10 protein-coding genes are annotated in these 14,067 nt (G+C 74.5%); 2 read left to right on the forward strand and 8 right to left on the reverse strand.

What is annotated here, in order from left to right; genetic code table 11:
- The first annotated feature begins 113 nt into the window (after nt 1–113).
- Nucleotides 114–1,031: a helix-turn-helix transcriptional regulator gene (locus tag IRY44_RS05375; RefSeq protein ID WP_194799343.1), complete on the forward strand. Its 918-nt coding sequence runs from the start codon at nt 114–116 to the stop codon at nt 1,029–1,031.
- Here IRY44_RS05375 and IRY44_RS05380 read toward each other — a convergent pair.
- From IRY44_RS05380 to IRY44_RS05390, 3 genes are read right to left on the reverse strand one after another with little or no spacing between them, the layout of a single operon-like run.
- A complete protein-coding gene (locus IRY44_RS05380; RefSeq protein ID WP_194799344.1) occupies nt 971–1,870 on the reverse strand; it encodes a GNAT family N-acetyltransferase in 900 nt (299 codons plus the stop codon). The two genes, IRY44_RS05375 and IRY44_RS05380, sit on opposite strands and share 61 nt — an antisense overlap.
- Nucleotides 1,871–1,925: 55 nt before the next feature.
- A complete protein-coding gene (locus IRY44_RS05385) occupies nt 1,926–2,249 on the reverse strand; it encodes a nuclear transport factor 2 family protein (protein ID WP_194799345.1) in 324 nt (107 codons plus the stop codon).
- Nucleotides 2,250–2,259: 10 nt separating this feature from the next.
- Nucleotides 2,260–3,492 (reverse strand): SLC13 family permease, encoded by a 1,233-nt coding sequence (locus IRY44_RS05390; RefSeq protein ID WP_194799346.1) that lies wholly within the window; start codon nt 3,490–3,492, stop codon nt 2,260–2,262.
- A 108-nt stretch (nt 3,493–3,600) separates the two neighbouring features.
- On the opposite strand from IRY44_RS05390, the gene IRY44_RS05395 reads away from it, so the two are divergent.
- Nucleotides 3,601–9,375 carry a TIR domain-containing protein gene (locus tag IRY44_RS05395; protein ID WP_194799347.1) on the forward strand — a complete coding sequence of 1,925 codons (5,775 nt, stop codon included), beginning with the start codon at nt 3,601–3,603 and terminating at the stop codon, nt 9,373–9,375.
- A 30-nt stretch (nt 9,376–9,405) separates the two neighbouring features.
- On the opposite strand, the gene IRY44_RS05400 is transcribed toward IRY44_RS05395, so the two are convergent.
- From IRY44_RS05400 to IRY44_RS05420, 5 genes are all read right to left on the reverse strand, one after another.
- Entirely contained in the window at nt 9,406–10,053 is a 648-nt protein-coding gene (locus tag IRY44_RS05400; RefSeq protein ID WP_194799348.1) for a GNAT family N-acetyltransferase, read from the reverse strand.
- Nucleotides 10,054–10,262: 209 nt separating this feature from the next.
- On the reverse strand, nt 10,263–11,498 hold the full coding sequence (locus IRY44_RS05405; protein ID WP_194799349.1) for a family 16 glycosylhydrolase: 1,236 nt from the start codon (nt 11,496–11,498) through the stop codon (nt 10,263–10,265).
- Between the two features lie 115 nt (nt 11,499–11,613).
- Entirely contained in the window at nt 11,614–12,894 is a 1,281-nt protein-coding gene (locus IRY44_RS05410; RefSeq protein WP_194799350.1) for an MFS transporter, read from the reverse strand.
- The gene (locus IRY44_RS05415) at nt 12,891–13,466 is read right to left on the reverse strand and encodes a helix-turn-helix transcriptional regulator (RefSeq protein WP_194799351.1); all 576 of its coding nucleotides are present in this window, start codon (nt 13,464–13,466) and stop codon (nt 12,891–12,893) included. Before IRY44_RS05415 ends, IRY44_RS05410 begins: the two co-directional genes overlap by 4 nt.
- A 47-nt stretch (nt 13,467–13,513) precedes the next feature.
- Nucleotides 13,514–14,062 (reverse strand): DinB family protein, encoded by a 549-nt coding sequence (locus IRY44_RS05420; protein ID WP_194799352.1) that lies wholly within the window; start codon nt 14,060–14,062, stop codon nt 13,514–13,516.
- Nucleotides 14,063–14,067: the final 5 nt, after the last annotated feature.

A 14,067-nucleotide genomic window follows, 5' to 3' on the forward strand; every position in this document is an offset into this window, starting at 1 on the left:
GGACTGGCCGCGGGGAACGCTACGAACGGCCGTCCGCACCGGCCAGAGCCCTGTCGGACCGGGGTCCTGACAGGGCCCCCTCTGAGGGCGTCGCCGCGCCGTACGGTGGTCCGGTGAGCGAGACGACGAACGCGCTCGGCGCGTACCTGCGGGCGCGGCGGGAACTGGTGACCCCGCGGCAGGCGGGCATCCCGGACGGGGGAGTGCGGCGGGTGCCCGGGTTGCGGCGCGAGGAGGTCGCCATGCTGGCCGGCATCAGCGCCGACTACTACCTGCGGCTGGAGCGGGGCCGGGACCGCCGCCCGTCGGTGCAGGTGCTGGAGTCGATCGCCCGGGTGCTGCGCCTCGACGACGACCACCTCGCCCACCTGCTGACGCTCGTCGCGGAGCAGCCCCGGCGGCGCCGCCGGTCGCCGAGGGAGACACCGCCGCCGGGCGCGCTCAAGCTCCTGGACTCACTCGCCCAGCCCGCGTACATCGAGGGGCGGTACTTCGACATCCTGGCCTCGAACGCGCTCGCCCGCGCGCTGTCGCCCCGGCTCGCCGTCGGAGGCAACCAGCTCCGGGACATGTTCCTGGACCCGGCCGAGCAGGCCCGCTACCCGGACTGGCAGGACCTCACCGAATGCCTCGTCGCGAACCTGCGGCAGGCGGTCGGCACCGACGTGGACGACCCCCGGTTCATCGAGCTCACCAGGGAGCTGGCGCTCGCCAGCGCCCGGTTCCGCCAGCTCTGGGCCCGGCACGAGGTACGCGGACAGAGCGGCGGGCCGATCCGGATGCGGCACCCGCAGCTCGGGGAGCTGACCCTCAACCGGGAGCGGCTGGCCATCGGCGGCGCCGAGACGCTGATGCTCGTGGTCTTCCACCCGGAGGCCGGGTCCGGCGACGCCGAGAAGCTGGCGCTGCTGGCGTCCGCGACGCTCGACGCGCCGGACGCTCCAGCGGGCCGGGGCGTGAGGCGCCCGGATCAGCCGGCGACGACCAGGTTGGCCATGTCGACCACCGGCCGGAAACCGAGCCGGGCGTAGAGCCGGTTCGACACCGGGTTGGCCTGGTCGGTGAACAGGCACACCCGTGCGCCCTCGGCGGTGAGCAGCCGGCTGACCTCGGCGACGGCGTTTCCGGCCCAGCCGCGCCCGCGCTGCTCGGGTGGCGTGTAGACCGGGCCGACGCGGGCCACGCCGAACGACGTCGGGTTGGCGGCGGTCAGGTGTACCGGAGCACCCGACCCGTCGGTCCAGAACCAGACCCGCCCGTCCCGGATCCGGTGCAGCAGTTCGGCGTGGTCGGGCGCCTCGTGGGCGCTCGTCCCGCGCGGACGGCCCGCCTGCTCGTCGGCATCGGCCATGAACGCGCCGAACCACGCGGCGACCAGGTCGGCGTCGTCGACGGTGGCGCTCCGCAGCGCGCCGGGCACCGGTGCGGGCGGCGTCAGGTGGCCGAGCAGGTGCAGCCGGGTGTGCTGGGCCACAGCGACCCGCCCGCCCTCGAGGCGTGCGACCTCGTCGGCGCAGGCGCGCGCGGCGGGGAGCGCGCCGTTCACCGCGCGGACCCGCTCGCCGCGCCGGTGCCACGCCCGGGCCAGCGCCACGGCTGCTTCCCGTGGCATCGGCAGCAGGAACGGCGGTCGCGGTGGGGACGGCGCGGTACGCATCGCGGCGCCCACCACCGCCCCGGAGCCGTCCCGCACCACCAGCCACCAGTCGTCCTCGGGCAGCGCGACGCCCTCGGCGCGGCGGGCCGCCATCCGGCGCGTCACGCTGGCGACGACCGTGTTGATCACCGGGTCGGCGGCCAGGTACGCCTCGGCGGCGTCGAGGAACTCGCCCGGGTCGGTGCAGAAGTGCAGCGTGGGCGCGGCGGTCATGTGGGCACGGTAGCCACCGGCCGGGATCGGGCCGTACCGGTTTTCCCGCCCCGGCTCAGGGGGCGATGCGCAGCCGGCGGATGCGGGTGTCGTCGTACTCCTCGAACCGGAACCGCAGCCCGGCGAACGGGCTGCCGGGGAAGTCGCCGCTGATCGTGGCCGTCACCACGGTCCCGGCCGGCGTCTGCTCCACGTCGGTGATCTCGTACGACACCAGCGGCGTGCCGCTGCGCCAGGCGCGGATCTCGTCGATGCCGCGGTGGGTGCGTCCCTCGTCCTCGACCACCGCGTCGTCGGCGAACAGCGCGAGGTAGGGCTCCTTGTCGGCCTGGCCGGCGAGCGCGAAGTAGCGGCGGACGATCTCGGGTGCGTTGCTCATGGTCGCGATGCTAGGCACCGGGACCGACAAGAAGCGCCGTCACGGTGGCGGCGGTGGCGAGCACGGCGAGCGCGGCGCTGGTGGCCACGAACCGGCCCAGCGGTACGGCCACCCCGGCGGCCCGGCAGCGCTCGTACCAGATCAGTGTGGCCAGCGACGCCCACGGCGTGGCCAGCGGGCCCACGTTCGTGCCGATCAGCAGCGCCAGCAACTGGGTGTGCCGGTCGGCCGCGATCACCGCCTCGCCGGCCAGGTACGCGGGCAGGTTGTTCACCACGTTGCTGAACAGCGCGCCGACCGCGCCCGCCCGCAGCGCCCCCTCCGCGCCCGGGTCGGTGCCGATGAGCGTGCCCATCACCGTGTCCAGGCCGTGCCGGCCGATGGTCTGCACCACCAGGAACAGCCCGGTCACGAAGACCAGCAGCCGCCACGGCACCAGCGCGAGCCGCAGCCGGTGCCGGGCCCGCACCGCGAAGCCGGCGACCAGGATCGCGGCGGCCACCGCCGAGGCGATGCCGATCTCCACCCCGGCGAGGATCCCGGCGACGAACAGCAGGCAGGCGGCGAGCGCGGTGCGGTAGAGCACCCGGTCCGGCGGCACGTACGACGGCGGCGGGACGAACGGGTCGGCCCCGGCGCGCGCCGGACGCCAGTACCACCACCAGAGCAGCAGCGCGGTCACCGCCACGGCCACCAGCTGCGGCCACCACATCCGGGCCGCCCACGGCACCGGGTCCAGGTCGACCCGGTCGCTGGCCAGGATGTTCGTCAGGTTGGACACCGGCAGCAGCAGGCTCGCCGTGTTCGCCAGCCACACGGTGGTCATCGCCAGCGGCGTCGGCGGCACGTTCAGCGCCCGGGCCAGCGCGATCATCACCGGCGTGAGCAGCACCGCCGTGGTGTCCAGGTTGAGCGCGATGGTGGTCACCGAGGCGAAGCCGACGCAGAGCCAGAACAGGGCCCGGAAACTGCCCCGCGCGGTCACCGCCACCCGGGTCGCGAGCGCGTCGAACACCCCGGCCACGGCGGTCAGCTCGGCCAGCACCACGACCGTGCCGAGGAAGATCAGGATCGGGATGATCCGGCGCATCGTGCCCTCGGCGTCGGCGCGGGGCAGCAGCCCGGTGAGCACGAACACCACGCCGAGCACTGCGAGCCCGATCGCGATCCAGTCCAGCACGTGCAGGCGGCCCCAGCGGGAGCGGTCGGGCACGGCGTTCGGCGGATCGCCGGGGGTCTCCACGAGGGATGATCCTCCCACACGCCGGTGCGGAGGCAGGAGCCCGACGCGGTCGCGAACCGGGCTGCCGAGGGTGTCGATCTGTTGACCGTCGGTGGCCATAATGACCATGTGGTTGTAGGCGCGCACCCCACCCGGTCCGACCGACCCATCGATTTCTTCATCAGCTACTCACCGGCCGACGAACGCTGGGCCACGTGGCTGGCGTGGGAGTTCGAGGCGGCCGGCTATCGCACGCTGCTGCAGGCGTGGGACTTCGTCGCCGGCACCAACTTCATCGACTTCATGGACCGCGGCGTCCGCGAGGCCGAGGTGGTCGTGGCGGTGCTGTCCGAACGCTACCTGCACTCCACGTACGGCAAGCTGGAGTGGCAGGCCGCGCTGCGCGCCGACCCGGACGGCACCGGCAACAAGCTCGTCACGGTACGAGTCGAGGACTGCCCGATCGACGGCCTCCTCGCCACCATCACCTATGTGGACCTGGTCGGCGTGGACGACCCGGTGCAGGCCCGCAACCGGGTGCTCGACCGGATCCGGGAGGCGCTCGACGGCCGCGCCAAGCCGATGCGGCAGCCGGCGTTCCCGCACCACCCGGCCGACCCGCACGGGGTGCTCGCCGCGCCGGCCGCCGGCGCGCCCGCGCCCCGCCGCGCCCGGCGTACCCCGATCAACCCGCCGCCGTTCCCGCCCGCCGCGGTGGCGCCACCGACCACCCGGGACACCGTCACCGTGCTCCAGGTCGCCGGGCCGCGCTTCGGCCGGGGCGTGATCACCCCCGGCGCGCCGGTCACCCCGGGTGAGGTGCAGGAACACCTGATGGGCGACCTCACGCTGCTGATGAACGACGGCGTGCCCCGGCCGGACCTGCTCGTCGTCGCCGGCAACCTCACCGAGTCGGGCAGCCCGCGCGAGTTCTCCGACGCGCTGAGCTTCCTCACCGGCCTGCGGGTGCTGCTCGGGCTGGAACCGCACCGCCTCGTCGTGGTGCCCGGCCCGCGCGACGTGACGATGGCCGCGTGCCGCGCGTACTTCGCCACCTGTGAGGCCGACGACGTCGACCCGCAGCCGCCGTACTGGCCGAAGTGGCGGCACTACGCGCGCCTGTTCGACGACCTCTACCAGGGGCTCGACGACCGGATCTTCGACAGCGAGCAGCCCTGGACACTGTTCCCGGTACCCGACCTGCGGGTGGTGGTGGCCGGGCTGAACTCCACCATCGCCATCACCCACCGCGAGGAGGACCGGTACGGCTTCCTCGGCGAGGCGCAGTCCAGCTGGTTCGCCCAGCGGCTGCGCCACTACCAGCAGTCCGGCTGGCTGCGGCTGGGCGCGATGGCGCACGCGCCGGGGGCGCGCAGCCCGTACGCCGACGAGGTGCCCCCGGACCCGGTGTCGCTGCGCGACCGCGGCTCGGTCAACCGGCTGGTCGGCCCGATGCTCAACCTGCTGCTCTCCGACGCCGCGCCGTCGGCCCGGGTCGACCCGGTGGTGCCGCTGGCCGCCGCGCCCCGCGACGGCCGGGCGCAGGTGCTGCGGCTCGGCGGCGACGGGATGACCCGCTGGGTGCTCGGCCGCGACGACCGGCTCGACGGCGGCACTGTCACCGCCGTGTCCTGGCCGCACGCGGAGGCCACCTTCGGCGCGTCCGGCCCGGCGCAGGTGCCCGACCCGCGCCGCCCGGCCGCCGTCGAGGGGGCCACCCAGGGCGCGGCGGTGGCCGCCGCGCCGGTCGCCCCGGTGCAGCGGCTGCTGGACCGGCTAGCCGAGGTCTGCGAGGCCCGCTACGACCGGGTGGTGGTACGCCGCGTCGGCACCGACCCGCCGCACCTGTACATCAGCTACCGCTCCGACGGGGTGGTCCGCCAGCAGCGCGTCGGCGCGCACGTGGGCACCCCCACCGCCGCCGACGTGGACGTCTTCGCCCGGCGGGTGCACGCCACCGACCCGGACATCGCCTCCGAGCTGGTCTACGACGGCGACCGGGTGCCGCGCGGGCTGGCCGAGGAGGCGCAGCGCCGGGGCGTACGCGTGCTGCACCTGACCGAGTTCCAGGGCCTGCTCGACCTGCGCGAGTACGTCGCCGCGCAGACCGCCCGGCTCCAGGCCGACCGGCTCTACCCGCCCGGGCAGTACGTGCCGCAGCGCTACCGCCACCTCGTCGGCGCCGACCAGCGCGTCCGCGACGACGTGGTGGACGAGCTGCTGGAGACCGTGTCCGCGCCGGACGGCCGGTTCGTGCTGGTGCTCGGTGACTTCGGCCGGGGCAAGACGTTCGCGTTGCGGGAGGTGGCCCGGCGGCTGCCCACCGCCGCGCCGGACCTGATCCCGATCCTGGTCGAGCTGCGGGCGCTGGACAAGGCGCACTCCGTGGACGGCCTGGTCGCCGCGCACCTGGCCAACCACGGCGAGCAGGTCATCGACCTCAAGGCGTTCCGCTACATGCTGCGCCAGGGCCGCATCGTGCTGTTGTTCGACGGCTTCGACGAGCTGGTGGCCCGGGTGACCTACGACCGGGCGGCCGACCACCTGGAGACGCTGCTCCAAGCCGCCGAGGGCAACGCGAAGATCGTGGTGAGCAGCCGGACCCAGCACTTCAAGACCAACTCGCAGGTGCTGACCGCGCTCGGCGAGCGGGTCGGCCTGCTGCCGCACCGCCGCGTACTCGCCGTGGAGGACTTCACCCCCGGGCAGATCGAGGCGTTCCTGCGCAACCGGTACGGCGGCGACGAGCGGGCCGCCCGCGAGCGGATGGACCTGCTCGCCGGCGTGAAGGACCTGCTCGGGCTCTCCCGCAACCCCCGCATGCTCGGCTTCATCGCCAACCTGGACGAGGGGCGGCTCGCCGCCGTGGCCGGGGCGGGCGGCACGTTCAGCGCCGCCGCGCTGTACCGGGAGATCCTGGAGTCCTGGCTGGACTTCGAGGAGCGCCGCACCCAGGGCATCCCGGGCGCGCCGGTGAGCCTGCGCCGGCCCGAGCTGTGGCAGGCGGTGAGCCGGCTGGCGTTCCAGCTGTGGGAGAGCGGCGAGGCGTACCTGCGCCTGGCCGAGCTGGCCGAGTCCACCGGCCGGCTCGCCGGCCGGGCCGACTCGCGGCTGTCCGGCCCGCAGGCGGCGCACGCGGTCGGCGCGGGCAGCCTGCTCGTCCGTACCGACGACGGGCTGTTCGGGTTCATCCACACCTCGGTGATGGAGTGGCTCGTCGCCGAGGGGGTGGCCGAGCAGATCAACAGGGGCGAGGAGCCGGGCGCGCTGGCGGTACGGTCGCTGTCCGCGCTCGCGGTGGAGTTCCTCGGCGACCTCGCCGACCCGGCCCGCTGCACCGCGTGGACCGCGCGGGTGCTCGGTGACGAGTCGGCGGGGGAGACGCTGCGCGCCAACGCGCTGCGGCTGTCCGCCCGGCTGCGCCTGCCGGACCGGGCCGACCTGCGCGGCGCGGTGCTGCGCGGCGAGGACCTGTCGCACCGCGAACTCGCCGGCGCCGACCTGACCGGCGCCGACCTGACCGACGCGCGGCTGATCGCCACCAACCTGACCGAGGCGCGGCTGGAGCACGCCCGGCTGCGCGGCGCCCGGCTGGACCAGGCCCGCCTCGCCGGGGCGGACCTGCGCGACGCGGAGATGGCCGGTGCCCGGCTGTTCCGGACCGACCTGCGGGGCGCGCGCGTGGCCGGCAGCAGCTGGCACCGCACCGCGCTGATCGACGTCAGCGCCGACCCGGCGCTGCTGCGCGCCCCGGAACTGCGCGGCGCCGTCGTCGCACCGGGCCGGCCGGTCGCGCCGGGCCTCGCCCCGCCCGCCGTGGGCGTCGGGTACGGCTTCGAGGTGGGCCGGCTGCCGGTGCCGGTGGCGTACAGCCCGGACGGCGCGGTGCTCGCCGTCGGCAGCGACGACGGCGGTGTGCTGCTCTGCGACACCGCCACCGGGCTGCCGGTACGCACGCTCCAGGGACATCGGTCCCGGGTGTACGCGGTCCGCTACGACGCCGCGTCCCACCAGCTCGTCACCGGCTCGGCCGACCTCACCGTACGGCTGTGGGACGCCGACCACGGCGACGTGCGGCACGTCATCGAGGACGTGTTCACCGGCTGGGTGTGGCCGCTGCTCACCGACGGCCGCCGCGGCCGCCTGGTGGTCGGCGACGCCGCGGGCGTGGTGCGGCTCTACGACACCCGCGGCGCCCGGCTGCGCCACGAGTGGCCCGGCCACTCCGCGCCGATCTGGGGCACCTCGTTCAGCCCGGACGGACGGCGCGTGGTGGTGGCCGACAGCGCCGGCACGGTCCGTGGGTGGGACATCCCGACCGGCAAGCTGGCGTTCGAGGTGCAGGAGCCCGAGGTGGTCTACCGGGTCGTGCACTCACCGGACGGCCGGCTGCTGGCCGCCGTCGGGCAGCACGGCCGCATCTGGATCCGCCGGGCCACCGACGGTGAGCTGCTGCGCGCGCCGCGCGGCCACGAGGCCGACGTGTACGCCCTCGACATCCACCCCGACGGCACGCTGATGGCGACCGGCGACACGCACGGCGCGCTGCGGCTGTGGGAGACCGAGACGGGCCGGCCGGTGCGGGTGCTCGGCCGGCAGCGCGGCGCGATCTACAGCGTCCGGTTCAACGGCGACGGCAGCCTGCTCGCCACCGCCGCCAGCGACGGCGCGATCCAGCTCTGGGACACCGACGACGGGCAGGTGCGGCACGAGCTGACCCGGCACCGCGGCTCGGTGTGGCCGGTGGTCTGGCGGCCGGACCAGAACCAGGTGGCGACCAGCAGCAACGACGGCACCACCCGGCTGTGGGACGTCCGCAGCGGGCAGCTCCAGCACACGCTGCGCGGGCACGGCCGCAAGGTCACCGCGCTGTCCTTCCGCGACGACGGCGAGGTGCTGGCCGCCTGCGGCAACGACGGCGTCATCCGCCTCTGGGAGCCGCGTACCGGCCGCCTGCTGCGGCAGCTCGCCAGCCCGGCCGACCGGCTGCTGTCGGTGGTGTTCTGCCCCGACGAGCCGCTGGTGGCCACGCCCAGCGGCGACGGCGGCGTGCATCTGTGGAACACCGACACGGGCGCCGACGAGCGGGAACTCAACGTGGACACCGACCACGTGTGGGCGGTCGCGTTCAGCCCCGACGGCGACGCCCTCGCCACCGCGAACGACGACGACACGGTGCGCCTCTGGTACCGCCGTACCGGCCGCCACTTCGCCACGCTCACCCCGCACCGGGGGCGCGTGCGCACCGTCGCGTTCAGCCCCGACGGCGAGACCATCGCCACCGGCTGCGACGACCAGACGGTACGGCTCTGGGACGCCGCCACCGCCACCTGCCGGCTCACCCTCGAACACCACACCGACCGGGTCTACTCGGTCGGCTTCAACAGCGAGGGCACGCTGCTCGCCAGCGCCGGCAACGACGGCACGGCGGTGGTCTGGGACGCGGTCACCGGCGAGCGGCGCCTCGTGCTCACCGAACACGACGGGCGGCTCTGGTCCTGCGCGTTCAGCCCGGACGGCAACCTGCTCGCCACCGCCGGCGACGACCTGGTGATCCGGCTGTGGGATCCGGTCACCGGCCGGCTGCACGGCACCCTTGCGGCACACACCCGGCGCGTCTGGTCGGTGCACTTCAGCCCGGACAGCAGCCTGCTCGCCAGCGCCGGTGACGACGGCACGGTACGGCTGTGGGACGTGGCCGACCCGGAGCACGCCCAGTTGCGGACCACGCTCATCGGCCTGCCCGACGGGTGGGCGGCGGTCAGCCCGGACGGCCGGTACAAGCTGGACGGCGACCCGGGCGGCCAGTTCTGGCACGTCATCGGCACGTGCCGCTTCGAGGTGGGCGAACTGGACCCCTACCTGACCCAGGTCCGCCGCCTGTCGGTGGACGCCCCCTTCTGATCCCCGCCGTCTCCGACACGAACCCCTTGGTCAACCCCGGGCAGGCGGGGGAGGCGGGGCAGCCGGTCCGGTCCAGCGGACCTCGCCGTCCTGCCACACGTCGGTGGGAGCCAGGCCGCAGGCCGTGGCCACCGCCGCCGACGCGCGGTGGTCGGGATGGACGTGGGCCACGAGGGTACGCACACCGCGCCGGCCCAGCCAGCCGGCCATCCCACGGGCGGCCTCGGTGGCGATCCCGCGGCCCTGCCACTGTGTTCCCACCACCCATGCGATCTCCGCGACCGGTCCCGCGGTGGCCGGTGTCGCCTCGTCGAGGTGCCGGTGCCCGACTGCCCGCGCGCCCGCCGTGGCGGCGTCCGTCACCGGCTCGTGTGGCCCGGTGACCGTGGCCTGGACGAAGCCGGCCAGCCGGCCGTCGTCCCGGAGCCGGATCACCCAGTTGCACCACGACTCGGCCGGGTCGGGGGAGCCGGCGACCAGCCGTTCGTAGCGGGCCCGCAGCGCCGCGGGGGAAGCGGGCTCGCCGCCGATGAACGTGTGCAGCGCCGGGTCGGCGAGGGCGGCGGCCATCTCCCGGGCGTGCTCGACGGCCAGGGGCAGCAGGTCCAGCCGTGCGGTGGAGATCGGCTCCGGCGTGAACCCGCTCGTCGACGGCAGCGCGCCGGTCGGTTCATCCATGATGGCGGTTCCCAGGGGATCGATGACCTGGTCTCGCGGGAGCGAAACGGACCTCACGGTATCCCAGCCCGCAACGCCATTCGTGCCCCCGGCGAGGCGGTCAGCCCTCGCGATCTTGCAGTTTGTGCCCGGGCGAATGGGACATTCGCGTCACCGCTCGGGCCGAAAGTGCAAGATCGCGGGGGAGGGGTGGCGGGGCGGGACGCCGGTCAGCGGCGCCATTTCTGGTTGGCGGCGCCGGTGCAGTCCCAGATCTGCAGCCGGGTGCCGTCGGCCGAGCTGGGACCGGTGGCGTCCAGGCACTTGTTCGCCTGGGGGTTCACGATGTCCCCGGCCGCGCTGAACACCCACTTCTGCGCGCCGGTGCCGTTGCAGTCGTAGAGCTGCACCTTGGCGCCGCTCGCCGTCGATCCGGCGGCCACGTCGAGGCACTTGCCGAGCGCGCGTACCGAGCCGTCGGCGTTCCAGGTCCAGCGCTGGGCGGCGGTGCCGTTGCAGGTCCACAGCTGCACCGCTGTGCCGTTCGCGGTGCCGGCGCTCGCCACGTCGACGCACTTGTTCCCGTACCCGGCGATCTGCCCGCCGGTGCCCCCGCCACCGTTGTCCCACGCCTGCACCCGGACGTAGTCGATGGTCATGGTCTGCGGGAACGTGGTGCTGCCGTCCGGCGAGCCGGGCCAGTTCCCGCCGACCGCCACGTTCATGATCATGAAAAACGGGTGGTCGAAGACCCAGCGGTTGCCGCCGATGTCGGCGGGCGTCTTGCGCGAGTACGCCACGCCGTCGAGGTACCAGGTGATCGAGTCCGGCGCCCAGTCCACCGCGAACGTGTGGAAGGCGTCGGCGAGCGCCTGGCCGCCTGGTAGCGAGGTGGACGCGCCGACGCCGCTGCCGCCGGAGTAGCCGGGACCGTGCAGCGTGCCCCAGACGGTCGACGGCGCGTAGCCGACGTTCTCCATGATGTCGATCTCGCCGCTGCCGGGCCACGGGTTCGTGCCGATGTCGTTGCCGAGCATCCAGAACGCCGGCCACAGCCCCTGACCACGCGGGACCTTGATGCGCGCCTCGAACCGCCCGTACGCCTGGGCGAACGTGCCGTTTGTGAGCAGCCGGGCCGAGGTGTACTGGCAGCTTCCGTACCAGCACGAGTAGCCGGACGGGTTCTCCTTGCGGGCGGTGATGACCAGGTTGCCGTTGCCGTCGAGCGCGGCGTTGCGGGTGCTGTTGGTGTAGTACTGCAGCTCGTTGTTGCCCCAGCCGCCGCCACCGATGTCGTAGCGCCACTTGCTCGCGTCGGGGGCGGCGCCGGCTGGGCCGTTGAAGTCGTCGGACCAGGTGACCGCGCCGGGGGCGGCGGCGGCCGGGGTGCTGGGGACGGCGGCGAGGGCGGCGGTGAGACCGACCGCTGTCACCGTCAGGGCGGCGAGGGTACGGATGGTGCGCACGGGGCGCCTCCTGCGGGGGCGGTGGCCGTTCCCCGTCACGGCGGCCGGCCCCGCCCAACGGTTAACAAACCATACAGATAGACTTCGATGAAGGTATGAACGAAGTCGGTCGATGTCAAGAGAGCGTTTCCCGCTGTCGCTCCGATGTGGGCTCCGGGTCGCGTTGCCGCACCACAGTGGGCCGGCGCATGTCCCGCCACGGGCCGCCCAGCAGCGGCGTCAGCACCACCAGCAGATAGCAGGCGCCCATCACGACGAGCGTGGACGTGGGGCCGAACCGGTCCGCGGCGAATCCCGCGCCGACCGCGCCGGCCGGCATCGCCGCCCACGCGCCCGCGCCGATCACCCCGTACACCCGGGCCCGCATGGCGGGCGGCACGCGCTCCAGTTCGACGGCGCCCATCAGCGGATTGAGCGAGCCGGCGGCCAGCCCGGCCACCGCGACCACGGCTACCACCACCGGCAGCGGCGGCGCGGCGGCGAGCGCCCACAGTGGGGGTGCGCCGCACAGTACGTACGCGGTGACGAACGTGGCCCGGCGGGGCAGCCGGTGCCCGATCGCGCTGAACACCAGCGAGCCCACCAGCGCCCCGCCGCCCATGACACCCACCAGCAGGCCGAACGCGGCCGGTCCGCCGAGTTCCCGGTCGGCGACCACCGGCAGCAGCACCTGGCTCTTGGCCGCGTCGAACAGGTTGGTCACCAGCACCAGCAGGACCATCGCGCGCAGCAGCGGCTCGCGGACCAGGAAGCGCAGCCCGGCGGCGAACTGCCGCCAGTAGCCGCCGGTCTCCGGCTCGCTCTCCTCGCCGGACGGGCTCAGGCCGCGCGGCACCAGCAGCGCCACCACGAGCGCCGACACGGCGAACGTCACCGCGTCCACCGCCAGCACCGGCAGCGCGCCGAACACGCCGACCAGCAGGCCGGCCACCGGCGCGCCGATCATCCGGGCGCCGCGCGAGGTCGCCTCCGCCCAGCCGACCGCCCGCTCGATGGGCACCCCGGCCGCCGCCGCGGCCTCCGGCAGCAACGCCGTGCGCGCGGTCTGCCCCGGCGTGTCGAGCAGGCCGCTGGCGAAGACCAGGGCAAGCAGCGCCGGGAACGGCAGGCCGACGGTGGCGTGCAACAGGGGTACGGCGGCGATCGTCACGCCGGAGATCACGTCGGCGAGCACGCTGGAGCGCCGGTAGCCGATCCGGTCGACGAGGACGCCGCCGAACGCGCCGCCGAGCACCACCGGCGCGGTGGCGAACGCCCCGGCGAGCCCGGTGGCGGCGGGTGAGCCGGTCTCGGCCAGCACGTAGAGCGGCAGTGCGATGAGCGTGAGCACGTTGCCGGTCAGCGAGACGGCGTGCCCGATCAGCAGTCCGGCCAGGGGCCGGCGGTCGCGGGTCACTGCGGCCCCCGGTACGCCTGCCAGATGAGCGTGACCATCTCGGCGCCGGGCCGGCCGGGCGCGCCGCGCTCCTGCCAGCGCCGGCCCAGTGCGGACAACTCGTCGCGCAGTTCGACCAGTTCCTCCGGCGTCAGGCGCAGCACGATGTCGCTGCTGGTGGTGCCGCGTACCCAGGCCGGGTCGAGGCTCGCCTCGGAGTCCAGGTACGCCTGGTAGCGGGCCACGTAGCGCTGCATGGCGGCCTGGCGCAGCAGGTTGCCGGCGAGCCGGCGCTCCGGGTCGTCGAGCAGTTCGAGGGGATCCCAGTCGGTGGTGGCGTGCGCGGCTCGCCACCACCGCTCGCGCCGGTCCCGGGCCAGCTCGGGCGCCTCGGCCACGAAGCCGTGCTCGGCCAGCTTGCCGACGTGGTAGCTGACCGACCCGATCGCCTCCCCGGTCCGCTCGCTCAGCATGCCGACCGTCTGCGGGCCGCGCAGGCGCAGCTCGCCGAGCAGCCGCAGCCGGGTGGGGTGGGCCAGCGCCCGCATGGCTCGCGGGTCGCTCACGCGCCGGTTGCCGGTTCCGTCAGTCATGACGCCAGGCTAGACCTACAAGACACGATGTACAAGGAGTCTTGTATTTATCGCGTCGGCTCCGGCGTGTGGCGGTACAGGTCGCGCAGCAGGCACACCTCGGACAGGTGGTGGATCACCTCCCGGTTGATGTGCAGCACGAGCGTGGCCATCGGGACATCGGCGAACGGCCCCTCCGCCGGGCCGCAGGGGCGGGCCAGGCCCTCCTCGCCGAGCGCCTCGACCCCCGCCGTCCAGGCGGCGTACTCCTCGTCGAGTTGGGCCAGCGCGCCGGCCGCGGTCGGGGAGTAGGGGAACGAGGCGTAGTCGGCGGGCGCGCGGCCGAAGTGCGACGCGTTGCGCATGGCCAGCACGCCGACGACGACGTGGGCGAGCCGCCAGGCGATGGTGGTGAACGGCGGCGGGTCCGGCTGCGGCATCGCGAAGTCGATCGCCGGGGTGCCGTCGTCGCCGCGCGGCCGCACGCTCCAGCAGCCGGGGACCGGCTCCCAGAGGTATTCGGCGTCGGTGAGCCCGGCGAGGCGATCGCGCAACTGGTACGTCCAGTGCCAGGTGAGCTGCTCGCGGAGCAGCGGGTTCCAGGTCAGATCGGTCATGCGCC

It is taken from the genome of Micromonospora sp. ANENR4 (assembly GCF_015354395.1).
GTDB lineage: Bacteria > Actinomycetota > Actinomycetes > Mycobacteriales > Micromonosporaceae > Micromonospora > Micromonospora aurantiaca.